The sequence below is a fragment of the Fibrobacter sp. HC4 genome (assembly GCF_023373925.1).
In the GTDB taxonomy this organism is placed as follows: domain Bacteria; phylum Fibrobacterota; class Fibrobacteria; order Fibrobacterales; family Fibrobacteraceae; genus Fibrobacter.
This window is the reverse complement of record NZ_JALCZV010000005.1, coordinates 1-24,300: the sequence shown is the minus strand read 5'-3', so window position 1 is coordinate 24,300 and position 24,300 is coordinate 1. Positions and strand designations below refer to the sequence as shown.

General features: G+C 50.0%; 20 protein-coding genes. 14 read left to right on the top strand and 6 right to left on the bottom strand.

From position 1 onward, the window contains the following. Positions 1-3 precede the first annotated feature (3 nt). From MMG03_RS04470 to purT, 5 genes are all read left to right on the top strand, one after another. Positions 4-846, top strand: a complete 843-nt coding sequence (locus MMG03_RS04470) for a cell division protein FtsQ/DivIB (protein WP_073157038.1) — start codon at positions 4-6, stop codon at positions 844-846. Next, the gene (ftsA, locus tag MMG03_RS04465; protein WP_073157035.1) at positions 839-2,083 is read left to right on the top strand and encodes a cell division protein FtsA; all 1,245 of its coding nucleotides are present in this window, start codon (positions 839-841) and stop codon (positions 2,081-2,083) included. Before MMG03_RS04470 ends, ftsA begins: the two co-directional genes overlap by 8 nt. A gap of 39 nt (positions 2,084-2,122) precedes the next feature. After that, entirely contained in the window at positions 2,123-3,826 is a 1,704-nt protein-coding gene (gene ftsZ, locus MMG03_RS04460; RefSeq protein ID WP_249505731.1) for a cell division protein FtsZ, read from the top strand. 206 nt (positions 3,827-4,032) lie between these two features. Continuing rightward, on the top strand, positions 4,033-5,604 hold the full coding sequence (locus MMG03_RS04455) for a hypothetical protein (RefSeq protein ID WP_249505730.1): 1,572 nt from the start codon (positions 4,033-4,035) through the stop codon (positions 5,602-5,604). 144 nt (positions 5,605-5,748) lie between these two features. Continuing rightward, positions 5,749-6,933, top strand: coding sequence for a formate-dependent phosphoribosylglycinamide formyltransferase (gene purT, locus MMG03_RS04450; protein ID WP_073283796.1), 1,185 nt, complete (start codon positions 5,749-5,751; stop codon positions 6,931-6,933). 75 nt (positions 6,934-7,008) lie between these two features. Here the strand turns inward: purT and MMG03_RS04445 are convergent, their stop codons facing one another. Further along, positions 7,009-8,703: an HD domain-containing phosphohydrolase gene (locus tag MMG03_RS04445; RefSeq protein WP_249505729.1), complete on the bottom strand. Its 1,695-nt coding sequence runs from the start codon at positions 8,701-8,703 to the stop codon at positions 7,009-7,011. 70 nt (positions 8,704-8,773) lie between these two features. Beyond that, a complete protein-coding gene (locus tag MMG03_RS04440; protein WP_073157391.1) occupies positions 8,774-9,484 on the bottom strand; it encodes a 16S rRNA (uracil(1498)-N(3))-methyltransferase in 711 nt (236 codons plus the stop codon). A gap of 68 nt (positions 9,485-9,552) precedes the next feature. Between MMG03_RS04440 and MMG03_RS04435 the strand changes: the two genes are divergently transcribed. From MMG03_RS04435 to MMG03_RS04420, 4 genes are read left to right on the top strand one after another with little or no spacing between them, the layout of a single operon-like run. Further along, complete coding sequence (locus tag MMG03_RS04435) at positions 9,553-10,350, top strand: HAD-IIA family hydrolase (RefSeq protein ID WP_073157023.1); 798 nt, start codon at positions 9,553-9,555, stop codon at positions 10,348-10,350. Beyond that, entirely contained in the window at positions 10,350-11,231 is an 882-nt protein-coding gene (locus MMG03_RS04430) for a metal ABC transporter solute-binding protein, Zn/Mn family (protein ID WP_249505728.1), read from the top strand. Before MMG03_RS04435 ends, MMG03_RS04430 begins: the two co-directional genes overlap by 1 nt. 17 nt (positions 11,232-11,248) lie before the next feature. Then, positions 11,249-12,055: a metal ABC transporter ATP-binding protein gene (locus tag MMG03_RS04425; protein WP_249505727.1), complete on the top strand. Its 807-nt coding sequence runs from the start codon at positions 11,249-11,251 to the stop codon at positions 12,053-12,055. 36 nt (positions 12,056-12,091) lie between these two features. Beyond that, positions 12,092-13,075 (top strand): hypothetical protein, encoded by a 984-nt coding sequence (locus MMG03_RS04420; RefSeq protein ID WP_249505726.1) that lies wholly within the window; start codon positions 12,092-12,094, stop codon positions 13,073-13,075. Between the two features lie 111 nt (positions 13,076-13,186). Here the strand turns inward: MMG03_RS04420 and MMG03_RS04415 are convergent, their stop codons facing one another. Both MMG03_RS04415 and MMG03_RS04410 read right to left on the bottom strand, forming a co-directional pair. Next, complete coding sequence (locus MMG03_RS04415) at positions 13,187-13,885, bottom strand: FISUMP domain-containing protein (RefSeq protein ID WP_073157012.1); 699 nt, start codon at positions 13,883-13,885, stop codon at positions 13,187-13,189. A 116-nt stretch (positions 13,886-14,001) separates the two neighbouring features. Then, the gene (locus MMG03_RS04410; RefSeq protein WP_249505725.1) at positions 14,002-14,832 is read right to left on the bottom strand and encodes a phosphatase PAP2 family protein; all 831 of its coding nucleotides are present in this window, start codon (positions 14,830-14,832) and stop codon (positions 14,002-14,004) included. Between the two features lie 360 nt (positions 14,833-15,192). Between MMG03_RS04410 and MMG03_RS04405 the strand changes: the two genes are divergently transcribed. Both MMG03_RS04405 and MMG03_RS04400 read left to right on the top strand, forming a co-directional pair. After that, positions 15,193-17,970: a hypothetical protein gene (locus MMG03_RS04405; RefSeq protein WP_249505724.1), complete on the top strand. Its 2,778-nt coding sequence runs from the start codon at positions 15,193-15,195 to the stop codon at positions 17,968-17,970. A 13-nt stretch (positions 17,971-17,983) separates the two neighbouring features. Then, positions 17,984-18,976 (top strand): GSCFA domain-containing protein, encoded by a 993-nt coding sequence (locus tag MMG03_RS04400; RefSeq protein ID WP_249505723.1) that lies wholly within the window; start codon positions 17,984-17,986, stop codon positions 18,974-18,976. An 82-nt stretch (positions 18,977-19,058) separates the two neighbouring features. Here the strand turns inward: MMG03_RS04400 and MMG03_RS04395 are convergent, their stop codons facing one another. Continuing rightward, positions 19,059-19,262 carry a hypothetical protein gene (locus MMG03_RS04395; protein WP_073157004.1) on the bottom strand — a complete coding sequence of 68 codons (204 nt, stop codon included), beginning with the start codon at positions 19,260-19,262 and terminating at the stop codon, positions 19,059-19,061. A gap of 196 nt (positions 19,263-19,458) precedes the next feature. Here MMG03_RS04395 and MMG03_RS04390 point away from each other — a divergent pair, with 196 nt between their 5' ends. After that, positions 19,459-20,850 (top strand): lipopolysaccharide assembly protein LapB, encoded by a 1,392-nt coding sequence (locus MMG03_RS04390; protein ID WP_249505722.1) that lies wholly within the window; start codon positions 19,459-19,461, stop codon positions 20,848-20,850. Positions 20,851-20,999: 149 nt separating this feature from the next. Continuing rightward, positions 21,000-22,457: a family 16 glycosylhydrolase gene (locus MMG03_RS04385; protein ID WP_249505721.1), complete on the top strand. Its 1,458-nt coding sequence runs from the start codon at positions 21,000-21,002 to the stop codon at positions 22,455-22,457. 51 nt (positions 22,458-22,508) lie between these two features. Here the strand turns inward: MMG03_RS04385 and MMG03_RS04380 are convergent, their stop codons facing one another. Beyond that, the gene (locus tag MMG03_RS04380; RefSeq protein WP_073156995.1) at positions 22,509-23,702 is read right to left on the bottom strand and encodes a class I SAM-dependent rRNA methyltransferase; all 1,194 of its coding nucleotides are present in this window, start codon (positions 23,700-23,702) and stop codon (positions 22,509-22,511) included. Positions 23,703-23,812: 110 nt separating this feature from the next. Between MMG03_RS04380 and MMG03_RS04375 the strand changes: the two genes are divergently transcribed. Beyond that, complete coding sequence (locus MMG03_RS04375) at positions 23,813-24,097, top strand: hypothetical protein (RefSeq protein WP_249505720.1); 285 nt, start codon at positions 23,813-23,815, stop codon at positions 24,095-24,097. The last annotated feature ends 203 nt before the right edge of the window (positions 24,098-24,300 follow it).

The following is a 24,300-nucleotide window of genomic DNA, read 5'->3' as shown; positions in this document are numbered from 1 at the left end:
TAGTTGGCTGTAGATAAGACGACATGGTCAGGCCGTAGAATCGGCTTTAACGAACGCAAGCAGAAGGACGCGCGTAACCAGAAAGTGAAATCTGGTGTTGCCAGTGCATTCCACTGGTTTAAGCATCGCGGCTGGATTATTCTGGTTGCTGTTGTGGCCTTGTCTGCGGTTGTCTGGAACCAGCGTTTCTATCTGCAGCGATTCAATCCCCTGGAACTGCGCCATTTGCAGTATGTGGACATCGAAGGGAATAGAATGCTGTCCTGGGAAGATGTCATGCAGAATGCTCAGATTGAAACGGGTATGCTGATGTCTGAATTGGACGCTGACTCTGTGGCTGAAGCTCTTTCACAGATTCCCCTAATTCATTCGGTGACCGTAGAGAAGAAGTTCCCCTCTTCCTTGTACATCAAGTTGCAGGAAGCTTCTCCGATGCTCTCTGTGCTGGATGGCGGTAAGGCAACGATTTATTCGGAGAAAGGAGCTGCACTTCCGTTTTCTGTGGCTACGGCAATGCGACTTCCTGTTTTGGAAACGGCCTCTGTTGGGCATGTCAAGATTGTTGCGGAGTTTCTTGATGCTATGAAAAATGTGAACAGTGACTTGTATGAAAAGGTGTCTCAGGTTTCATGGTCAGAAGAAGATCGAGGGATTGAAGTTTATTTCAAGGATGTTGGGTTCCGTACGATTTTTCCGGCATCGGATTGGACAAAGGATGTTTTTGTGTTGTACGAATCTTTAGGAAATGGATTCACGAAGGATTTGCGGTGTGCCGGAGTTGTGGACATGAGATTCCATGGCTTTGCATACGTAAGGAATTATGACAAGAGGTGTGTCAATGGATGATAATAAGCAGGCAATAAAGAAAGAAGATTATATCTTCGGTCTCGATATTGGGGCCTCGAAGGTAAATCTGTTTGTTGGCATTTCCGAAGGGGACTCTGTTCGCGTTGTCGAATGCGGTGATTTTCCGCTGGCAAACGCTGACGAGTATGACCTCGTCGTCGAAACCTTGCAACAGGCTGTTCAGCAGCTGGAACGTTCCGCTGGTGTGGATGTGCGTGATGTCTATGTAGGCATCGCCGGAAAGCATGTGCTTTCTTTCAGCTACAAGGGTATTATCACACTCCCCACAGGCGAAGTTCGTGAGCAAGATATTGAAAATGTGAAGAAGCAGGCTAGCACCTTGCCTAATGGCGCTGGTAGCTTGATTCACGCATTCCCGGGTGAATATACCCTGGATGACGAAAAGGGTATCCGCAATCCCAAGGGCCGTACAGGCCGTCGCCTGGAAGTGGATGTGCAGCTGGTGACCTCTCGCCAGAACGCCCTGCAGAATTTGACCAAGTGCATTAACCGTGCTGGCTTGAATGTGGCTGGCTATGTGCTGGAACCTTTGGCTGCTGCCTGCGCAGTCCTTACCGATGATGAAAGGGAACTTGGTGTTGCCCTTGTTGACATTGGTGCCGGTTCTGCAGATATTGCCGTGTTCCTGAAGGATTCCGTTCGCTATACCAATTCTCTGGACCTGGCCGGTAATGTAATCACTAGCGATATCAGTAAATGTCTGAATGTTCCTATTTCGCTGTCCAAGGCAGAAGAAATTAAGAAGAAGTATGGAACTTGCGTTATTAGCAATCTGATTGAAGATGAAACATTCCCGGTTCCCGCTGTTGGTGACCGCGGTGATGTTCCCTGCTCTCGAAAGTTGCTGGCCAAGGTCATTACGGCCCGTGTCAGTGAAATTTTCCAGTTGCTGGCAAAGGACTTGCAGAAGCAACAGCTGGAATCTTTGATCAATGGCGGCATCGTCCTTACGGGTGGCTGCTGTGAATTGGAAGGCATTGAAAATGTGGCGTCCAAGGCATTCTTTGGTAAACCGGTCCGTATTGGTCATCCCAAGGGGATGAGCGGTATTCAGGATGCTTTCCAGAGACCGTCTTATGCAACTGGTGTAGGCCTTTTGCATTACGCCAACAAGGAACATAATAACAAGAAGAAGAATGATACCGGCGCACAGCTGAAGGTTTCCGTTGGAGACGGATTTAGAAAGGTTGTCGGTTTCATCAAGAAGTATTTCTAACAACAAACCAAAACACTCAATAAATCAGGGAGATTAAACATGAGTGAAATGAATGATATGTACTTTGAGGCCCAGTCCCGTATTATGGGTGAAGACCTCTCCAGCCGTAATGCAAAAGTCAAGGTCTTCGGTGTCGGTGGTGCCGGTGGAAACACCGTAAACCGTATGAAGCAGATGAGCATTGAAGGTGTTGAATACTATGCTGTCAATACCGATTCTATGGCTCTTGACTTGAGCTTGGCTGATCACAAGATTCTCATTGGTGAAAAGTCCACCAAGAATCTTGGTGCCGGTATGGATCCGGAAAAGGGCCGTAAGGCTGTTGAAGAAAACATTGAAGAACTGCGTGAATCCATGAAGGGTGCCGACATGGTGTTCGTTACTGCCGGTATGGGCGGTGGCACTGGTACTGGCGCGGCTCCGGTCGTGGCCGCAGTTGCTCGCGAAATGGGCATCCTGACTGTTGGTGTTGTGACCAAGCCGTTCCGTTTTGAAGGTAATGCTCGTGCTCGCGTTGCTCAGCAGGGTATTGCAGAACTTCGTGCTGCTGTTGACACCATCATCGTTGTTGAAAATAAGAAGCTCCTCGCCATGCTCCAGACTTCTAATCAGAAGGCTACCATGGATGAAGCTTTCAAGATGGCTGACGAAATTTTGGGCAATGCTGTTCAGAGTATCTGCGGCATCATGTTCCATCATGGTCTTGTTCACGTTGACTTTGCTGATATCCGCAAGGTGATGCAGAACGGTGGCAGCGCTCTCATGGGTACCGGCTGTGCTCAGGGTGAAAAGCGTGGCATTGCCGCTGCTGACCTGGCTCTGGCTTCTCCGCTTCTGGAAGACATTAGCATCGAAGGTGCTACCGGCGTTCTTATCAACGTTGCCCACGGTGAAAACTATTCCCTCCTCGAACATAGCGAAGCTATGGAACACATCTATGAAAAGGTGGGTGAAGAAGGTGATCCCAACATCATCATTGGTGACATCACTATTCCGGAACTGGGTGACAAGGTTTCCATTACCATTATTGCAACTGGTTGCGGTACCGCACAGGCTGCTCAGCAGCCCGCTGTCGCTCGCCCCACTCAGGTGTTTGCTAATCCGTTTGCAAATCAGCAGACTGTCCAGATGCCTGCCGCTCAGATGCCTGTTTCCCAGCAGCCCGCTGTAGCTCCGGTGGCTCCTGTTGCTGCTCTTGCCCAGCCCGCAGTTCAGCAGTCTACTCCGCGTCCCACTAGCGTGAATTTCTTCGCTATGGCACAGCAGGCTCAGCCCGCTGCCGCTCAGCCCGCTCCTGAAATGTATGCTCACCAGGCTCCTGTTCAGCAGATGCCCGCTGCACCCGCAGCTCCCGCAACTGTAGAAATGGTTGCTCCTGTGTTGACTACTCCGAGCCTCTCTGATTCTCAGTCTTTCCCGGCAATTGATGCCGGTCGTTTCGGCGCCATGGATTTTAATGCCCAGCAGCCTGCTGAAGAATCCATGACCGTTAAGTCGGAAACTTCTGAAATCGAAGCTGTTTCCGACGAAGACGTCTACAACCGTGGCTTGGATTCTCGTAGTGCTACCAGTGCTTTCAGCGTCCCCGCTTACATGCGTCAGCAGGAACCTGCTGCTGAACCTGCAGTGAAAACTCGTACTGTATCCCGTCAGGATGTTGCCGAATGTGCAATGAAGGCTGACGGTGTGGACTACAATATGCCTGCCTATCTCCGTATGGGCGTCGACATGGAGAATTTCTAGTCCCCAAAGTCGAGTGTTCTCGATGAAACGAAATTAGGCTTGCGCTCCCTATAGGCGATACTGTTGCAGATTTCTGTAACAGGATTGCTGGGTGTTGCCTAGCCACAAGGAACACACACACACAGAACGTGCGAGTGCACGTTCACACAACACAAAGGAATCGCCTGGGTCTCCCTGCCTGGGCGATTCTTTTTACATTTGGTATTATGAAAATCCGAAACATACTCTTTTCTCTTGGGTTACTGTCTGCCATTTCTTTTGCCGGTATGAATGCCGGTGATATTCCCCAGTGGTCTTCAGATAGTTCCTACAAGGGCTATGTTCAAATTGGAACTGATTTCAATTTTGGATTGAATGGGGGACCGACCGATCCTGAATTTGCTGCAGATACGGTTGAACGGTATGGCGGAAACTGGCGCGGTCTGAGAGTTCCCCTGGAAACGGCTCGCAGTTACGAAGATCATATTGATCCTTTCTTCATGATTAGTTTCCGTGCGGGCTATAAAAACTTCCATTTCTTGATGGAAGCTCCTCTTCGCAAGGATATTGAAGCCTGGTACGATTCAGACCTGAAAACGAACTTTACCTATAAGCCTAGTGAGTTGGACATTGCTGTCCCTATTAATGGTTATGCCCTTTGGCAAAATCCCGTGGGCTATGTCCAGTTGGGCCGTTTTAGCCCTGAAGATCTGAAGGTCTCTCCCAACGATTTGATCATTGGTGGAACGCCTTACCACGACGGTCTCCTTTGGAAATTCGAACCGGGTATTTTCCGTTATGCCTTCATGGTCAGTTCCCTGAATGCCTGGCTGTTCAATGATATAATTGACCCGACAACAGGATGCCCTCCCGAAGGTTCCGAGGCCGCCGAACAGAAATGTCCTGAAAAAAATAAGCAGGCTAGCAATCAGCGCGATCGCGTTTATGATGAAAATGTAAAGAATCTGGTTTACCACCGCATCGGAATCGAGATGAACCATTTCTGGATTTCCATCATTGAAGAAAGTATGGTGGGCGGTAAGGATCTGGAATTCCGTTCCATGAATCCCTTTATGTTCCTGCACAATAACTTTGCTGGTGGATACACCAAGGCTGTGACTACGGCAGAAATTGGATTTAAGCCGATTTCTGGCGCTCGTTTTTATGGTCAGCTGAACATGGAAGACATCAATAGTCCCGTTGGTGAAGATAGTGATAAGGGGACAAACCGCAGTATGTTAAGCTACCTGGTTGGATACTCTCAGGAAATTCCCACACAGCGCTACGGTGATTTCTTTTTCCGCTTCGATGTTGTCCGCACAGACCCTCTTCATAACAACGGCCGTCTCCCGCTTCTTGAATATTCTAGCCGTCGCCTTTATCGTAGTAACTACCGTGACCAGGATGATCCGGATTTTGCAGATATGTTCTTTGTGGATTATCCCATCGGTTACCGTCGCGGTTCTGACGCCTTGGATCTTTGGCTGGACCTGTCCTGGAAATATGGACGTCATACAGTAAAGGCGACCCTTGCCTGGTTGCAGCAGGGCGATAACGAATTGTACACCGACTATGACGAAGCGATTCATGATGAGTATGCTCCTTCTAATCGGGTAGAAACCCAGTATGTTGTGGATGCACTTTATTCCATGCAGTACAATAGCTGGTTTGGCTTTTACCTGGGTGGTGGTTTCCGCATTTACGAAAATCTGGCCCACGAAGTTGGAAACGATGGTGCCGATGGCTGGATCCGTGCCGGAGTGAAGTTCATCTTCAACCCCGTGGACTACAGATTCTAATTATGAATTATGAAGTATGAATTATGAGAATAAGTAAGGCGGCGAAGCCGCGATTTTAGCTCTCGTACTTAATAATTCGTAATTCGTACTTGGCCCATCCATCATTATTATCTATCTTTATAGGGCCTTTAACAGGAGTAAGTTATGTCTGAAATCGGTACCCCGCTAAGCTCTAGTGCAACTAAGGTTCTCTTCTGCGGTGCAGGAGAACTGGGTAAGGAAGTTATCATCGAAATGATGCGTCTCGGCGTCGAAGTGGTTGCCGTAGACCGTTATGCCAACGCCCCGGGCATGCAGGTGGCTCACCGTTCCCATGTGATCAACATGCTGGACGGTGCTGAACTCCGCCGCGTTATCGAGCTGGAAAAACCCGACTACATTGTGCCGGAAGTGGAAGCTATTGCTACCGATACTCTGGTCCAGATGGAATCCGAAGGCTATACCGTGATTCCTACCGCCAAGGCTACCAAGCTGACCATGAACCGCGAAGGCATCCGTCGCCTTGCTGCCGAAGAACTTGGTATCAAGACCAGCCCCTACAAGTTCGCAGACAACTTCGAAGACTTCAAGGCAGCCGTCAAGGAAATCGGTATTCCTTGCGTCATCAAGCCCGTGATGAGCTCCTCCGGCCATGGCCAGAGCGTCATCAAGACTGAAGCCGATATCGAAAACTCCTGGAACATTTCCCAGAACGAAGGCCGCACCGGTAAGGCTAGCCGCGTGATCATCGAAGGCTTCGTTCCCTTTGACTACGAAATTACTTTGCTCACCGTCCGTCACGTTGCAGGTACTGCATTCCTGGAACCCATCGGACATCATCAGGTGGGTGGCGACTATCAGGAATCCTGGCAGCCCCAGCCCATGAAGCCTGAACTTCTGGAACAGGCTAAGGTCATTGCCAAGAAGGTGACCGATGCTCTGGGTGGCCGCGGTATCTTCGGCGTTGAACTGTTCGTCTGCAAGGACGAGGTCCTGTTCAGCGAAGTGAGCCCCAGACCTCATGACACCGGCATGGTGACCTTGATTTCCCAGGACCTTTCTGAATTCGCACTCCATGCTCGTGCTATTCTCGGCCTGCCCATTCCCAACATTGCTTTCCATGGCCCCAGTGCTTCCAAGGCAATTGTTTGCGATGGCAACTCCACCCAGGTGAAGTTCAGCGGTCTTGAAGAAGTTCTTGCAGAACCCGACACTGGCCTCCGCCTGTTCGGTAAGCCGGAACTGAAGGGCCACCGCCGTATGGGCGTTCTTCTTGCCCGTCGCGAATCTGTGGACGAAGCTCTCAAGACTGTTATGGCCATGAGAGAAAAGGTGAAGGTTTCCCTTTAATAAACGAATTTCGTTTTAACGAAAAAGCACCGCAACTTATTTGCGGTGCTTTTTCTTGTATACGTTAATTTGCTTTTATCGCTTCATGCTGTTGTAGTAAGCTTCCAGCTCTCTGTGGCAGTTGATGAAGTACTTCTTCAGTTGCGGGTCGAAGTGGGTTCCCATAGATTCTACAATCACTTCGTATGCTTCTGCGTAAGACATCTTTTCCTTGTAGCAGCGCTGGCTGACAAGTGCGTCGTACACGTCTGCAACGGCCATGATGCGTGCTTCCAGGGGGATGTCCTTGCCCTTGAGGCGGTTGGGGTAGCCGGTTCCGTCAAAACGTTCGTGATGGTAATGGGCAACGTTTCTGGCTACGGCCACAAACTGCTCGGACTCAACGCCCTTGAGCAAATTCTCTACGATTGCGGCTCCCTTTTCGGCGTGGGTCTTCATGATTTCGAATTCTTCTTCGGTGAATCGGCCCGGCTTTCTCAGGATGGCGTCGTCCACGGCGATTTTACCAAGGTCATGCATCGGGGCGGCCTTTATCAAAGCGCTAAAGAAGTTGTTCATGGGTCTGTAGGTGTCGTCCTTACGCATTTCGTTGACGATAATCTTTACCGCTTCGCTGGTTCGCTTGATGTGGCCGCCAGTGTTATTGTCACGGCTTTCTACCATGTTGGCCATGCCCAGGATCATCTGTTCCTGAATAGCCTGGATCTGGCTGTCTCTGTTCTGGACATCGGTAACGAGGTTGTTGTTGTAGTTGTCCAACAATTTGATGTAACGCTGGATCTTGGTGTCGTCTTCGATGCGGAACATATAACCGCAAATCTTGTTTCCGTGCATCAGGTTTTTCAAGGTGCTCTTGTAATGCATCTTGCCGTATTGGAAACTAGAGGTGTAAGAGAAATCGTTGGGGTTGAATTTGCTGATCTGGTCCAGCAGAATTTTTCCCAGTTCATCACTTTCCTGTACTTTAAAGTCTACGCGGAACTGCTTTAATGTGGGGAAGTGGTGCAGGGCGATGTCGTTACAGCCGATGTAGCGCAAATCTTCGGAGAACGAAATGTATGCACTTTCGTTCTGGAATTCCAGCGTGTCAAGAATGGTGCTCTGGATGTCGTATTTACCAATGCGGTGGATCATGAACAATATGGTATACTGGAGCAGCAGGAATACAGCGGGTGTCAATACCATGTCGCAGTTGAGTCTACGCATAACAAAGAAGGAACCGATCATGATGAAGCCAAGTACGGCCAAGGTGAACAGGTTCTTGTAGGAAATGTTTCTCTTTTTGTAGAAGGAAGTGAAGAAAATGACTAGACCCGAAATAAGGTACAGCCCCATTATGATGTTATAGAGGTTGTGTGCCGGACCATATTCCGCTACAAAATCGGTAACGCCGAAATTTTCAACAAGGGTAATGCTCTTGTAAAAAATGTCGCTCTGACCAGTTGTCAGTGCAAGGCAGAGGATGATGGCGCTAATGCTGAACAGCAAAATGTGCAATTTCTTGGAAACCTTGATGTTGCAGAGTGCCAGTTCTCCAAGAAAGAATAGCATCGGAACAAAGGAGGCTCCTACGTAGGCAATCTTATTTGCGAGAAGGGCTTCTTGTTCGTTGGTGGAATAAGCCAGGAACAGATGTCCGCCTATCTGTACAGTCATCACATGGAACATGGTTGTGTAATAGGGAATGTTGCGCTTGGAGTTGATTGCCATCAGGATGGCAATGTTCGCAAGTGACAAAATTAACGTGGCGATTAGATAATAATGAACCATAAATCCTCAAAAACACAAATCTTAACGATTTGTTACGTATACCAACAAGATAAATAAAATTTTACGAGTGTCAGCAGACAATCTTGCCTAGGGCGATGATTGCGGCTGTTCTTGCGCGAAGTCTGGTGGGGCCCAGCTTCATTAAGTGGACCTTTCCGTTAGAAAAATCCTTGATGGCCTGGATTTCTGCAGGGGAGAAGCCGCCTTCGGGGCCGACCAGCAGTGTGGTGGGGGAGGCTAGACTTTCGGTGGCGGGAGCGTTTTCGCCGTCCATATCGCACAGGACCAGGTCGCCCGAGTAGCTTTTTAACCAGTCCTTGAATTCGATGGGGCCTTCAATTTTTGTGAGCCATGGCTTCTTGGACTGCTTCAGGCTGACAAGGCTTTTCAGTTCGGCGCGTCGTACAGTCTTTTTCAGGTCAGAGTTCTTTGGCTCCTGGGAGTAGTCTGTCCGCAGAAATACGATGCTGTCAATTTCTGTCTGTGCGGCGTGGAACACCACCTCTTCCAGGGCGTCGTCCTTGAGGCAGGCAATGCCAAGAGAAACCTTGGGACGATTGCTGCTAGCCGTTTCCACTACATCGACGCGGACTTCGCAAGCCTTGGCGTCAGCTTTCGTGATTGTCCCATCGGCGTAATGACCTAGGCCATCGGAAAGTTGCAGCACATCGCCAACGGCGGCACGGCAGACTCGTACTGCGTGGGTGCTTTCGTTTTCGTCAAGAGTGATTGTGCCTTCGGTAATCAGCGGACAGTAAAAACGGCTATCAGGAGTTTTCATGGCCATAAAGTAGCAATTATCTTTGCCCATTGTTCCTTGAGCATTGCTCATTTTCTAATTTGTGGAGTATGACTCGTAAGCCGGTTAAAGCTGTTGTATTTGATTTGGATGGTACGCTGTACCTGAGCGGCCGCCCCTATCCCAAGGCTGTCAAGACGGTGAACAATGTGGCAAAGCATGTTCCCGTATATTACCTGAGTAATAACACCAGCAAGTCTCCGGTGTTTTATGAGAACCGTTTAAAAGTGATGGGCTTGCCCCTTCGCGATGACGCCATTATTTCTGCATTGACTCTTTCCCTCAAGGCCATTCACGAAGAAGGCGTCAAGAACGTTTTCTTCTTCGCGAACCCCGAAGTTACCGAATGGTTTGCGGCTCAGGACCCGACTTTAAATCTTCGCCCCAGCGTGGCTGATACGGAACTGGTTCTGATTGCCTACCACAATTCCTTCGACTATAGGGAACTTTGTGAACTTTCTTTCCGCGTCCAGCGCAAGATACCCTTCTGGGTGACCCACACGGATTTTGTGTGTCCCGACGCTAATGGCCCCGTTCCAGATATCGGCAGCTTCATGGCTCTCCTTAAGACCGCCTACGGTGTGGAACCGGAGCGCAGTTTCGGTAAGCCCAATCCGGCCATGCTGTCTGAACTTCTGAAGGTTTATGCCCCCGAAGAAATTCTTTTTGTGGGCGACCGTCTCTACACAGACTTTGAATTGGCAAAGCGTAGCGGTTGCCGTTTTGTTCTGCCGCTCTGTGGAGAAACAAAACTCGCCGACCTGGAAAAACTGGATGTAAAGCCCGAAGTGGTTGTGGACATGGTCAGCGATATTGACTTTGACGCATTTTTCGAGGGTCGTCTTTAATGCGAAGAATTCTGTTGGCCCTTTTGTTGGCGATTCCTGCTTTTGCCACCAAACTGACGGTTGCCGTGTCTCTGCAGCCTTACTCCAGCGTGGTTCATGAGATTGGTGGCGACCAGGTGAATGTGGTGACTATGGTTCCCGCAGGTGCAGATCCGCATACCTTTGAACCCAAGCCTGCGGCTCTCAAGGACTTCGCCAAGGCCACGGTCTATTTCAGCGACGGTTCCGGTATGGATGCCGCCTGGCTGCCCCGCTTCAAGGGTGTCAATAAAAACGTAAATGTCGTTTCCCTTTCCAAGGGAATCGCCTGGATGGAAGAGGATGAACATCACCATCACGAAGGTGCTGAAGACCATCACGACGAACATCATGATGACGGCGGGGAAGAGCTGGATCCTCATCTGTGGACATCTCCTGTCCAGATGATGCAAATCGCAGAAAACCTCTGCGAGTCGCTAATGAATCTGGACGCTTCCAATAAGGACCTTTACCGCAAGCGTACAAACGATTTGGTCGCCCGCCTGAAAACGTTAGACCAGGAACTTCGCCAATCCGTTAACGGACTCCCTGCCGATGGTCGAACCTTTATCGTGTTCCATCCGGCTTATGGTTACTTCGCCCGTGATTACGGCATGAAACAGCTTACCGTAGAGGTGAACGGCAAGGAACCGAAACCCAGGGATCTGGCAAACCTTGTTAAGACCGGCAAACAAAACAACGTCCACATCGTATTCGTCCAGCCCCAGTTCAGTAAGCGGGCCGCAACGACTATTGCCAAGGAACTGGATGCTACCATTCTGGAAACAGACCCTCTTGCCCTTGACTACGAAAAGAACATCAGGGCCCTGCTGAATGCTATCCGTGAAAAGTCCGCAAAATAACTCTCCCAGGGAATTCCATGAACGCCATTGAAATCAAGAATCTTTCTTTCGCTTACGGCAAGACTCCGGTTCTCACAGATGTGAACCTGGAAATCGAGGAAAATGATTTCGTTGCCATTATTGGTCCTAACGGGGGCGGAAAGTCCACCTTGATGAAGTTGATTGTGGGTCTTTTAAAACCGTCAAAAGGTGAAGTCAAACTTTTTGGCGAGAAGGTCCCGACGAAAAAGCTATCTGTGGGCTATGTCCCGCAGAACACCAACCGCAACGTAGAATTCCCCATTACCGTGGGGGAGTGTGTCGCCCTTGGAAAAATCGGACTGAAGACGAATTCAGAAGAAGTCGTGGCCGCCCTGTCCAAGGTTCATCTGGATGGATTCCTCGATCGACGTCTTGGAGAGCTGAGTGGCGGTGAACGCCAGCGTGTGCTGATTGCCCGTTCCCTGGTTTGCAATCCCCGCATTCTCTTTCTTGACGAACCCAGCAATAACATCGATGCCGCAGGCCAGGAAAACCTTTACAACATGCTGGCCGAATTCAGCCAGAAGATGACCATCGTTGTGGTGACCCACGATTTGATGGCCCTGTCTCACAAGGTGAAGAGCATTGTCTGCGTCAACCGAAACGTCCATTATCACGAAGGTTCCGGTCTGACTCAGCAGATGATTTCCGATACCTACGGATGCGAAGTAGACTTGATTGCTCACGGAATTCCTCACCGTGTGCTGGGTTCCCACGACCACGCTCATGGTGGCTGCTGTACCCATACCCATTTCCAGTTGCAGAACCCGTCGCAAAAGACGAATGTCCCGTTTATCCGATAAGTTTCAAGTATTGAATATAAATTAAGAAGGATTTATATGAAGAATTTTAAAAAGTTTAATTTAGTCCCGATGATTGGGGCCCTGGGCCTCGCCGGTCTATTTCTGGTTGCCTGTGGCGACGATAGCAGCAGCACAGGATCTTTTTCCATGGACGAATCTTTCGAAGTGATCCTTTCGAAAGTCAACTATGATTATAAATCCAAGGATTCCCTGTTTATCCTGAAAAAGCCGGAATGTAAGGAAAGTTCCCTGGGCTATCTGGTCTGGAATCAAGAAGCCGATAAGAGGGATACCCTTGAAGCTAGCCTGAAAAATACAACGCTCCGCCTTCGTGATTATGGGGATAAAGGCTGGTACGAGTATAGGTTTGAAGGGAAGGATTTCCCCAAGGGCCTGTTTTATGAAGGTAGCCTTGCCAACGAAAAATTCCGTTATGCCACCCGTATCGATGGCAAGCAGTTCAAGGAAGTCTACCAGTTTAATGGCAGTTGCTTCATGAAGAACTATTATAAGGTCCTGTTTGAAAATAACGAAGCCATGGCCGAAGCTGATAACGCCCTGACTAAATTCTACCAGAAATTCACTAAGGATGGCAACGCGAAGGAACGTCAGATTAGTGACGATGTAAAGGCTCCGACCTGCAATGAATTGAGTCTGTTTGATGGTGACGTGATTATCAAGGTGGATTATCTGAAGGAATCCTCTGGCCAGATTTCCCTGAAGTACAGCAAGTCTGACGACTGTCCCATTTCCTTTACGATCCGTTATGCCAATAATGAATCGGATTGCTCTGCCGCCTACGACGACTTCTCTAAGGAAAAGTACGAAGACGAAAAGTTTGATTTCTCTAAATATTCCATGTCGGTGGATTACAGCACCTACTGCATCGAAAGACTGGTTCTGGAATTCAAGAAGGAAACGGGAATTCTGACTAAGCAGGCTGCGGATGATGAATCCGTTTCTACCGATGCCATTGCCCGCGCTGCGGTCAACGTGATTTTGGATGGTTTGAAAAAGTAATCAGAACATCTAACCGAAATAAAAAACACCGCCGATTGCTCGACGGTGTTTCTTGGTTTTGATTTGGAAATTGGAAGTTCTTTTGATCGTTTTTGAAGAACGTCGAAAATATTAGCGAAGGTCGGCGACACAGCGGACGTACAAGCCCTTGCTGGCGCTTTCGTCGGTGCGGTTGATGCTGTGTGCTACACTGCGGAATTCCCAGGAACGACCGGTGTTCTTCTGCACAGAGGATTCAGACCAGTAGTGACCGGTGGAGGAACTTTCGCAGTAGCCGTCCCAGTTCTTGCAGCCGCCCTTGCCCAGGTTGTTCCAGTCCAGCTTGGACTGATCCTTCTGGTAATCACGCCATTCGCCGTCGTTGGGCAGGTGCCAGCCGGCGGGGCAAGCCATCTTGGCTTCGGTATGGCTGTAGAAACGGCCGTACTTCTTGCAGTTGGATTCTTCTTCCATGAGGCACTGACGGGGAGTAGAAAGGCTGAAGGCCAGATTGTTCTTCATCCATGCCTTGTCGCCACGGATTTCGACACTATACTTTTTTCCGTCACGCTTGTCGGTAAGAGTCTTGCCGTCTGCGGAAATATTCTTGCTTTGGAGAGCTGCCTGGAAGATTTCTTCTTCAGACATGGTAGCTTGAGGGGCTTCCATCTTCTTGGCCTTCTTGACCATGCCGACCTTGGCGGGTTTTGCAATCTTGCTCTTGACGGAGCCTGCGCCCATGGGGGCTGCAAATGCTGCGGTCGCGAACATTGCGGTGATAGCCAAAGTCGTGACAACACGACCAGTGAATTTGAAGAAAGAACCCTGCATAACAGCCTACCTTACAATCTTAAGAACGCACATTCGTGGGTGGACATTTGCCGCCCTGCGTCTACGGGATTGAAATATATACCAAGATGGACTAAACAGGTTGTTATAAAAAGTTTTCAAATTCTATAAGAGATGCCTACTGCTCCGGGAGCGACCCATAAGGAATAGGAATTGCAGCCCTTTTTATGCATCTCGAGAATGCCGTAACTGACGCCTGTGCCGATCAGCGCACCGACTAGAATGTCGGTAGGGTAATGCTTGCCTGCTGCTACCCGAAGAACGCTTTCGAATGCGGCCGTCGAAAAAGCCAATGCCCGAACAACCCTTGTGGCGCCTGGGTTCCCGTAGGTTTGGTCAAACCATTCCGTGGTAAAGACTGCAACCGTAAAGGCGGCTGAAGCGTGCCCCGAAAAGAAGGATCCGTAGGCTTCGGCCTTGGCGGTTTTTGCCTTTACAGCCCCTTCACCTTCGGTAGCGAACGTGTATGGCCGCGGCCACAGTTCCAGGGATCTGAAAGCCAGGTTTATTCCATGTTGGAATAATACGGATTGGATGAACATGACTGAAAAAGTGAGGAATTCCTCTCTGCTGGAATGGCCTGAATACCAGGCGGAACCCCCTATGGCGAATGGCGCAACGGCTAGCAGACTTCCAACGTCACTCATAAGGTCTGCGGTACTGCTGTACCTGCCGGCGAATTTGCGATCCCAGGGTAAAAGATCTTCCCTATTGACCTTGTCTTGCTCGTTGGGAATTTCCATCTGGTTATATAGATAGGTTCCTCCGCCTGTGACCAGGAGTGCCGTTACAGATAGTGAAATGTCGATGGAGGGGGATAGAGTGTATTCTGTCTTGGCTGCGGAATGGCCGAAAAAAATCAGGAGCAGGCTCAGGATCAGTCGGTTTAGCCTTTTTCTGGGGTGATTTTTTACGGGGGACGGAATCATACGGGCCTAAGCTAAAAAAATATAGGATGCCATAATGGTGTAATGGGACTTTTTAGGGGTTGTTTTTGACAATGCCACTTGATTTTCTCAAAAAAACAAGTATCTTATACACGTTAATGGATTGAAAGTCCGATCGTCAAAACTTTTCTCGAAGGAGTTACTATGGCAAAGCTCATTAAGTTGGCTGCAATCGCCGCTGCTTGCATCATTTCCGCATTTGGTGTTTACTGTCTGATCAAGAATACTGCGACCGACGAAAACACTGTCGACTAATTTTTTTTAACATTTTTATCTAAAATGTGTTCCCGGCGATCTAGCTGGGATTTTTTTATGGGTTTGCTTCTTACTAAATTGTAAGCCATGAATTTCCTACAGAAGAAGCCCGTATTTTTCCTGGCAGCATCTGCTGTCTTCTTTGCAATTCTATTGATCGTTTTCCGCGATTTTGCGTTTGACTCGACGCAGCTGATGCTGAATAGCGACCAGCTGAACGGTATCGGTAGCCGCATTCTGCGTACCTTCGATGTCATCGTGACTGAATGGGACGATTCCCGCCTGGGCGGTGTGCCCACGATCGACGCTCTTTTTGCCGATGTCTACCATCCGCTGGTCTGGTTCCAGTTCCTGATGGATCCGGCCAGGGCTGTGGGCTTCAAGTTCATCCTCACTTTGCTGGTGGCTTTTATGAGCGCCTTTGGCCTGGGCTGGCACCTGACCGAAAATAAGTGGTGGGGTGTTCTGCTGGGCGGCCTCTATGCCTTCTCTCCGGAATTCTTCACTTACCTCTACGGCGGTCATGACGGTAAGATGATGGTGTTTGCCATTGCCCCGCTGGCCTTGCTTGCAATTCGTAAGGTAGTCCGTTGCGGAAGCTTGCCCTATATGGTTGTGCTGGCCTTGTCTGTGGCCTGGATGATTCTTGGTTCTCACCTGCAGTTGACTTACCTGTTCCTGTGGGGCGCAGGCCTTTATACTCTTTACGAAGTGGCTTTCCATTGTGATGCTCTGAAAACTCGCGGTAAGCGTCTGGGGCTTGCCGCTATCGGTTTGGCTTTTGGTCTTGCCATTTCCTGCTTCCAGATTGTTCCCCCTTATCTCTATACCACCACCCAGTCTGTCCGTGGCGATGAAGGCCATACCAATTACGGTCACGCTGTAAGCTGGTCCTTGCATCAGGAAGAAATGGCCCAGATTCTGTTGCCGGGTTTTGTTGGTGTTGACGTTTACGAACAGAACGAAAAGACTGGCGATATTGAAGGCAGTTCCTTCATTGGTTTTACCATGGACGAGTACCGCAAACTGGCTGGAGGCTCTCCGTTCTATTGGGGTCATAACGCATTTAAGCTGGACCATAATAATGCCGGTGCCTTGCTGACCTTCCTTGGATTCCTCTGCCTGTTCCTGCCGGGTAAGCGCCGCTATGCCGCTTTCTGGGGTATGGGTGCCGTTGTGGCCCTGAGCTACGGTATGGGCGACCATTCTCCGCTGTTCAAGTTGTGGTATAGCGTTCTGCCGGGTGTAAAGAACTTCCGTGCTCCGGGTATGGCCCTGTTCTGGTTGCCCCTCTTGCTGGTGATGATGGCTGGCCCTGTTCTTAAGTCCTTGACTGCTGGTTCTGCTGCCGAAACTCCCGAAGACCAGGCTGCCGCTGCAGACGATCGCCGCGCCCTGCTTCACGGTACGGCCATGTATGTGATTCTGTTGGTGCTGGCTGTGGTTGCCCGTTTTGCCTGGACCACCTTCATTGGCCCTGTAGGCCTTGTGGTGATGATCCTCTTTGCGCTGGCATGCCTCGGTGTCATGAGCCTGGATGATCAGAAGAAGTCCTTTAGCATTGCCAATTTTGTGGACTCCTTTAAGGCTGGCCTGCCGGGAACCCATCGCGGTGTGCAGGCTTGTGTCCTCTTCGGTTTCGTTTTCCTGGGTGTGATGCTCATGAGCGGCCAGAAACTGTTGAACGATCCTATTACCGCTCCGTATTTTAAGCCGCTGAACGAAATCGTCATGAATGCCACCGCCGGCAAGGTAATCCCTGGTTTCGTGCTGGTCCTTGTGGTGATTGGCGTTGCCCTGTTTGTGGCCCGCTGGAAGGCTAGTGTTGGCGCCAAGGCTGGTGTGCTGGCTCTGGCTGCCGCTCTGGACCTGTTCATGATCAATGCCGCCTTTATCCAGAACGTTCCCGCTTCTGAATACCTGCAGCCCAACAATGGTGTTATCGCTGCAGTAAAGGCTCCCTTCAAGGCTGATTCCCTGAATACGCCTCGCGTTCTTTCTCTTTCCCGTAACAAGGCTCTCAGCGGAAATGTGTTCCCCCAGTACCACATGCGTAATGCCGATGGTATTCACGATAACGAACTGGCTAGCTACCGTGCATTCCGCGGCGGTCAGCAGGACGCTAACTATCTGATGAACGTTAACGACCCTCAGGCTGCTCACCCCTTCCTGGATTTGATGAATGTGGGCGCCATTATTTTCGACAGCCGTCAGGGTACAACTTACATGCCTATTCCTACGGCCATGGGCGAAGCCTACATCTTTGGCGAAGCTGTGGTGATGGATGATGCGGCTGCCATTAAGACTTTGCAGGAACAGGCTGCAATCAGACAGCCGGAAGTTTCCGTGTCTCCTGTTGCAGAAACAGCTCCCATGGAAGGCTCTGTTATGGATAGCGCTGCCGTGGATTCCGCTCTTGCTGCCGAGCCCCGTCAGGAAACTGCCGCTCCCAAGTATGCCGATGTATCTGGTAAGTTCTTCTATCGCGAAAAGGTGATTCTTTCCGAAGCTCCTGCTAATGACTATAAGGGTAGCGTCGCCGCTAGCGGCCCCATCCAGGGTTCTGCAAAGGTTGTGGCTTCTCCCAAGATGGATACCCAGGTGTTCGCCGTAGAAGCTGACCGCCCCGGCTTCATGGTGGTGGCTGGTAACTACCATCCGTACTGGAAGGCTTACGTGAACGGTGCTGAAGCCAAGGTCTACAAGGCATTCGGAACCCTCCGCGCTGTAGAAATTCCTGCAGGCAAGTCTGAAGTCCGCATGGAATATCGAAGCACTCCTTTCCACGCCGCTGTAAAGGTTAGCCTTGCTGCCCTGATTCTGCTGGTGGCTGTTGGCGTATTTGCCGCCATCAAGAAGCGTTAATGGTAACGGGCCTATGGAACTGCAAACTCGGGTAGAAATTCCTCCGTCGACGGTACGGATTGATTACTCCAGGAAGCTTGCTTTCATAGGCTCTTGTTTTGCCCAGAACATTTCTGAAAAATTCACCCGTCTGAAATTCAGGACTCTGGTGAATCCCTTCGGGATCATCTACAATCCCCTTTCCATCGAATATATGGTGGAGCGCATTGTCAACGGCGAAACCTATTCGGCCCGGGATGTGCAGGAAGGGAATGTTTTCCTGGATGGTGAAAATTGGAACTGCTGGGACTTTCATGGTTCCTTTTCTGCGAAGGATGAAAATTCCTGTATCGAGGGGTTGAATGCTGCTGTTCTTGGTGCCCGCGAGTACCTGAAGTCTGCAGACGTGGTGTTTATAACTTTAGGCACCGCCTTTGTGTATTTCTTGAAGCAGACCGGGAACGTGGTTTCCAATTGCCATCGCCGAAACGCAGATCTGTTTGACCGTCAGTTGATTTCTGTAGAACGGGCTGCTGACGCGCTTAATTCTGTTGTCTGTAATTTGAGACGGTTGAATCCCGACGTGAAGGAGGTGTTTACCGTATCCCCCTTGAGGCACCTGAAGGATGGCGCTCACGGGAACAATCTTTCGAAGTCCTCCTTGCTGCTGGCCGTGGATCAGGTGGTGAAGGCGAATCCGCAGGTTGAATATTTCCCCAGTTACGAGATTGTGCTGGATGAATTGCGTGACTACCGCTTTTACGATTCCGACATGATCCACCTTTCCGAGGTGGCGGAAGATTACATCTTTGAACGCCTGCAGGAAACGTATTTTGACGAGGCTGTTCGGGAAAATGTCAAGCGGGTTGAAAAGTTTTTGAAGTCCGCCAATCACAGAATCGTCGATGCGGCTTCTTCCATGAACAAGGCGTTTGCATTGAAACATCTGGACATTGCCCGGGATCTTGAAAAACGGATTCCCGGGCTGGACCTAAGTGCCGAAAAGACGTACTTCCTTTCGCTATAAAAAAAGACGGACGCTTATGCGTTCGCCTATTTCTTTTTTAGGTCTGCATTGTTAATTTGCGGACCCCACAAATATTAAAGTCCTAGGGCTGGGCGCCTCGTCCGGGGGGCGTCTTTACAAAGTAGATGACGCAGGGCACAATGAGGCTGATCAGGCACAGGATGGCCATCAAATTGTTGAACCAGTCTGCCTTATGGAGCGTGGCCGGGACCAAGGTCTCGTTGACCAGTACCAGGAGTGCCGCAAAGGCGATTCCCGGGATTAAGTAAGAAAGTAATTTGCTCATAAGTGTTCTCCTATTTTTCCACGTTCATAAAACTAACATGATTTTGCCTGGGGTAATGTAAATTTTGGGAAAATTTTAGGGGTGGGTAAACGCAGGAGGGATTGTCTAACTGGGAAAATGTAAAATGCCTGTAAAATTACGTAACTTGTTGACTGTCAATGAGTTGAGATGTTTTGAAAATGTTATTTTTGACAGTATGAATATGAAATTTTCTGCATTTGCACTTGCTTGCCTAGTCGGATTTTCCTTTGCCGCTGATCCCCGAATGGAACAGGGCGCCCGCTTTGAAGCCCAGGGAAACTTCGAGATGGCTCTGGGTGAATACCGTTCTATTTTGGCTGAACAGCCCAAGAACGCCGAAGCCTATTTTGCCGCAGCAGAAGTCCGTGTTAAGATGAAGGACTATAGCGGTGCTTTGGCTAACTATCGACTGGCCTACAAGTTTGATCCCGCCATGAGTGCCGCCTATGAAGGTGCCGCCAAGGTTTATGAATCGTTGGGTCAGAAGGCTAAGGCCGAAGCCGAACGCGCCAAGGATCCCAAGAATAATCCCGCTCCTGCAGAAGAGGTTGCCGCTCCTGTTGAACCCGCTCCTGCCGCTGAACCGGTCAAGGTTGCCGAACCGGCACCTGTCGCTGTTGAAGCTCCCAAGGCAGAACCGGTGGCCGAAGCTAAGCCCGAACCGAAGGTTGAACCTAAGCCTGAAGCCAAGGCTGAACCGGTCAAGGTTGCCGCTGAACCTGCCAAGGAAGAAACTGCTCAGGCACTTCCTTCCGATCCTTTTGAAAAGGGTAAGGCTCTGTATGCCGAAGGTAATTATGCCGATGCCGCCAAGGCTTGGCGCGAAGTGCTGAAGAAGACTCCTGGCCACGCCGGTGCTTATTTCTACGCTGGCTTGACCCGCTTCCAGCTGGGCGAATACGAAAAGGCCGAATTCAACTTGAAGAAGGGTCTGGAATATAAGGAAGAAGGCAATGATGCCAATTACTTCCTGGCTTGTGTCTATCAGAAGATGAACAAGTCTGACCTAGAAGTGAAGTTCCTGGCTAACTACATGAAGAAGGCTGCTCCTAACGGCAAGTACCGCAAGGCTGCCGAGGAACGTCTGGCTGAAATCAAGGCTGCAAAGGCTGAAGCTTCCAAGACCGAAGAAAAGATTGCAACTGCCGAAGCAGTAAAGCAGGATGTGAAGGCCGAAAAGATGGACAAGTCTGAAAAGGCTGTCGAGGCTTCTGCCCCTAAGGCTGCTGAAGAAACGGAAGAGTCCGATGTGGCTGCCGCACCTTCTGCTGTTCCGACCATTGCCAATGCCAACTTGCTCTTTGGCGCCGGCAGCTATGAAATGGCCCTGCAGATGTACAAGGCTTTGCTGGAAACGGAACAGAATCCTGAAGAACGCTACTTTACTATGCTCCAGCTTGGCAATGTCTACCGCGAACTCAGAGATTTCCACAGCGCTGTCACCCGCTACCGTGAAGTAGTCCAGCAGTTCCCGGATTCCGATTGGGCTACCGAAGCCGAACGTGCCTTGGAAGATGCCGTGTGGCTGGAAAAGCACGCCAAGGAATTGCCCCGCCGCGTTCGTTAAGTTTGTTGTTTAGACCATAGAAAAGTCCCCGCTTTGCGGGGGCTTTTTCGTTTGTGAAAATCTTTTCGCTTTGAATGTAGACGGTTTGACATTATATTTGGGGTGTGCCTGCGGGATTGGTGTTTTGGGTGTCGCAGGCGAGGATGGGTATGAAGTATTCTGGAGTGAACTTGAAGGCGCTGGCTTGCGTTGCCTGTGCTATGACTGTTGTAGCGGTGGCTGATCCCCCTGCAAATTTTAGCGGTTGGGAACTGGTCTTCGAAGACAACTTTGACGGCAACACTCTTGACACCAGCAAGTGGAATCCCACGTACAACTGGGGACACACTCACAATCACCGGGCCTATTGTGACGAGGCGAACGTTATCGTCAAGGATGGCAAGCTGATGCTTAAGGCCGAGGCGAAAAAACATCCCAAGGCTCCCGCATCCGCAAAGTTTGATGGCAAGGAGATTCCCGTAGACTATACTTCGGCGGCCATTGATACCCGCGGCCATTTCGAGGTGAAGTACGGCTACATCGAAGGCCGCTTCAAGGCACCCAAGCACAAGGGAACCTGGCCTGCCTTCTGGACTTTGCAGGACGGCTGGCCTCCCGAAATCGATATCCTTGAAATTCCTGCATCCCGAAAGCAGCATCATTACTATTTGCATTATACAAACCCTAGCTGGTACAATGACCATGGTTCCGCCTGGGATCACGAGGCTTCTTTTGGCGGACACAAGGATGATAACGTAGACCGTTCCGCAGACTTCCACACCTATGCGGTGGAATGGGATGAGTCAAACTTGAACTTCTACTTTGATGACAAGAAGTTTGCCAGTTATAACCGCCCCACAGAAATCAAGCAGTTGTCGGCTCAGTACATTATTGTGAACCTGGCTGTGGGCGGATGGGCCGGAAACGACATCGAGGTGACCGCGAATAATCCGGCCTACTTTGAGGCGGACTGGGTTCGTGTGTGGAAGGCTAAGCCGGCAAAGCCTGATACGGTGATTTTCTACAATGAAGCCTTCAAGACTTGCATGCAGCCTAGCGACGAAAAGAAGTTGGTTCTAGGGGACTGCGCCGATGAAAAGTCTGTGGCCATTATCAAGCCGCTGGGTTCTGCCAATACCTTCCGTGTGGACTTTGGTGACATGACTTTGGAAATGCCTAACGAAACTACGGATCCTGGCGTTACTGCCGGTGTGTACGCCTGGAACGGCAAGAATCACCAGAAGGTTGTCTTTGAAAATCAGTACAGCAATCAGTACCGTCTGAAGATGCTCCATAGCAATCATTACCTGCGTTCAACCTCTGACGGTGCCCGCGTGGTGCAAGACTGGAACGATAGCTGGGAATGGAATCAGAAATGGCGCATCATGAAGCCTAGCGAATATGTGGCTCCCGGTGCCGACACAACGGCCAAGGATACAGTAACGCAGGATACCACGAAACAGGACTCCACGTTGTCTATCAGCGTTAGGAATCTTCGGGTAGCAGGTCGCGAAATTGGCAACGCGTATGGAAGCCGGATTTTCCGCAAGAACGGAATGCTTTACGTGGAATTTGGAAACGGAACCGGGGAATCGAAAATTTTCGATTTGAGAGGCCGCAAACAGTAATAAAAAAAGTCCAAGGTTTTAACCTTGGACTTCTTGTTTTTATATGATTTTTTAAATCACCTGGACCAGCAGACCTTTAAGGTATTGTCCTTCGGGGAAGGCTGTATTTACCGGATGGTCCATGGGCTGGCCGAAACGTTCGATAATTTGTACGCGACGGTGGGCATCGGCTGCGGCATCGGCGATAATCTTCTGGAACAGGTCCATTTCCATAAGGCCGGAACAACTGAAGGTTGCCAGCATACCGCCTTCGGCCAGAAGCTTCATGGCCAACAGGTTGATGTCCTTGTACCCGCGGCAACCCTTTTGCAAGTTGTCCTTGGATTCCACGAACTTGGGCGGGTCCAGCACGATAAAGTCAAAGGTCTCGGCGCGGTCACGGCACTTACGCAGATACTGGAATACGTCTGCTTCTACGTGGGTAGCGTGGGCGGTAGAAAGCTTGTTGCGCATGATGCCTTCCTTGGCCAGAGCCAGAGCGTCCTTGGAAACGTCTACCTGATAAACCTTTTCGCAGCCACCGCGAAGGGCGTAAAGGCCGAAGCCTCCTGTATAACAGAAGCAGTTCAGCACCTTTTTTCCCTTGGCCAGTTCGCCAACACGACGGCGGGCGTCACGCTGATCCAGATAGTATCCGGTCTTGTGGCCGTTCTTCACGTCGATGGGGAAGAGAATTCCGTTTTCGTTAATGACTACAGGTTCATCGGGAACTTCGCCGTAGACCACGCCAGTGCGGAGGGGAAGACCTTCCTTCTTGCGGACGTCGGAATCGCAGCGTTCATAGATGCCGCGGCAGCCAGTCTTTTCGGCCAACAGCTCGTAAATAATCTTGCGGTTCACTTCGGCGCCGGCTGCCAGAATTTCTACGGAGTAGATGTCGGCGTACTTGTCGATAATGCAACCGGGAATGCCGTCGTTTTCGGCGTTAATCAGACGGAATGCCACGTCCTTGTCGGCGATGTCGAAGCCGCGGCTCTTGCGTGCGGCAATGGCTCGATCCAGAATGTCGCTGAAGAAGTCTCGGTCGATGTTCTGCTTTTCGCCAAAGGTCCAGAAACGACCACGAATCTGGGACTTGGGGGAATAGGCGGCAAGGCCCAAAAAATCGCTATGGTAGCTGTAGACTTCTACGACGTCGCCCAACTGGGGATCGCCTGTCACTTCGTCGATAGCTCCGCTAAAAATCCAGGGATGGTAACGGAGGGCGGACTTTTCGCGTCCGGCTTTCAAGGTAATTGCTTTCATGCTTTAAAATATAGAAATTGAATAAAATGTATCTTTGTCGCGAAAATTTGGAAGTTGTTAAATGGATAGGAAAAACATTGTGGGGCTGATGGTCCTGACTGGGCTCTTGCATGCTATTTGTGGTTGCTCCGATAGTGGAACGTCTGCGACTGGATCGACGGCCTTTTTTTTACGATGGAGAATTTAGTGGCGTGCCTACCCGTGATATGGAAAGCCTGTGCAGCAGGCTTCAGAAAGAAGTAGATGCTCTTGGAGAGGATTCTGTTTTCTGTGGAGAACACTCTGCTGACTATATTGTCTATATTCCCAGGAGGGAAGCCGCATCTCTTGACGAAGTCCTACTGAAAAAGACTGAAGAATGTGCTGAAGCTTTGGATGAATGGCGCAGACGCTAAAAAAAATGATTTTTATTGAGGCATCATCAACATGTGTGGAAGCATTTAGGCAGCCTTGCTAGATGATTCTCTCGATTCCGATTCCCATTCGTAGGCTATCTTTACATCTACATAGGAACAGCTCAACATTATCAGCGACAGCATGTTGTTCATGTTCCTGAAGCCATAGGCAGTCCGTATCAGTAGCTTTATCTTGTTGTTCG

Bases quoted from the DNA above. Each gene is read 5' to 3' on its own strand.
- MMG03_RS04425 (WP_249505727.1), top strand. From the start codon at position 11,249: ATGAACGCCATTGAAATCAAGAATCTTTCTTTCGCTTACGGCAAGACT.
- MMG03_RS04415 (WP_073157012.1), bottom strand. From the start codon at position 13,885: ATGCAGGGTTCTTTCTTCAAATTCACTGGTCGTGTTGTCACGACTTTG.
- MMG03_RS04445 (WP_249505729.1), bottom strand. From the start codon at position 8,703: ATGGTTCATTATTATCTAATCGCCACGTTAATTTTGTCACTTGCGAAC.
- MMG03_RS04410 (WP_249505725.1), bottom strand. From the start codon at position 14,832: ATGATTCCGTCCCCCGTAAAAAATCACCCCAGAAAAAGGCTAAACCGA.
- purT (WP_073283796.1), top strand. From the start codon at position 5,749: ATGTCTGAAATCGGTACCCCGCTAAGCTCTAGTGCAACTAAGGTTCTC.
- MMG03_RS04420 (WP_249505726.1), top strand. From the start codon at position 12,092: ATGAAGAATTTTAAAAAGTTTAATTTAGTCCCGATGATTGGGGCCCTG.
- MMG03_RS04430 (WP_249505728.1), top strand. From the start codon at position 10,350: ATGCGAAGAATTCTGTTGGCCCTTTTGTTGGCGATTCCTGCTTTTGCC.
- MMG03_RS04405 (WP_249505724.1), top strand. From the start codon at position 15,193: ATGAATTTCCTACAGAAGAAGCCCGTATTTTTCCTGGCAGCATCTGCT.
- MMG03_RS04440 (WP_073157391.1), bottom strand. From the start codon at position 9,484: ATGAAAACTCCTGATAGCCGTTTTTACTGTCCGCTGATTACCGAAGGC.
- ftsA (WP_073157035.1), top strand. From the start codon at position 839: ATGGATGATAATAAGCAGGCAATAAAGAAAGAAGATTATATCTTCGGT.
- MMG03_RS04385 (WP_249505721.1), top strand. From the start codon at position 21,000: ATGAAGTATTCTGGAGTGAACTTGAAGGCGCTGGCTTGCGTTGCCTGT.
- MMG03_RS04390 (WP_249505722.1), top strand. From the start codon at position 19,459: ATGAATATGAAATTTTCTGCATTTGCACTTGCTTGCCTAGTCGGATTT.
- MMG03_RS04380 (WP_073156995.1), bottom strand. From the start codon at position 23,702: ATGAAAGCAATTACCTTGAAAGCCGGACGCGAAAAGTCCGCCCTCCGT.
- ftsZ (WP_249505731.1), top strand. From the start codon at position 2,123: ATGAGTGAAATGAATGATATGTACTTTGAGGCCCAGTCCCGTATTATG.
- MMG03_RS04455 (WP_249505730.1), top strand. From the start codon at position 4,033: ATGAAAATCCGAAACATACTCTTTTCTCTTGGGTTACTGTCTGCCATT.
- MMG03_RS04375 (WP_249505720.1), top strand. From the start codon at position 23,813: ATGCTATTTGTGGTTGCTCCGATAGTGGAACGTCTGCGACTGGATCGA.
- MMG03_RS04435 (WP_073157023.1), top strand. From the start codon at position 9,553: ATGACTCGTAAGCCGGTTAAAGCTGTTGTATTTGATTTGGATGGTACG.
- MMG03_RS04395 (WP_073157004.1), bottom strand. From the start codon at position 19,262: ATGAGCAAATTACTTTCTTACTTAATCCCGGGAATCGCCTTTGCGGCA.
- MMG03_RS04400 (WP_249505723.1), top strand. From the start codon at position 17,984: ATGGAACTGCAAACTCGGGTAGAAATTCCTCCGTCGACGGTACGGATT.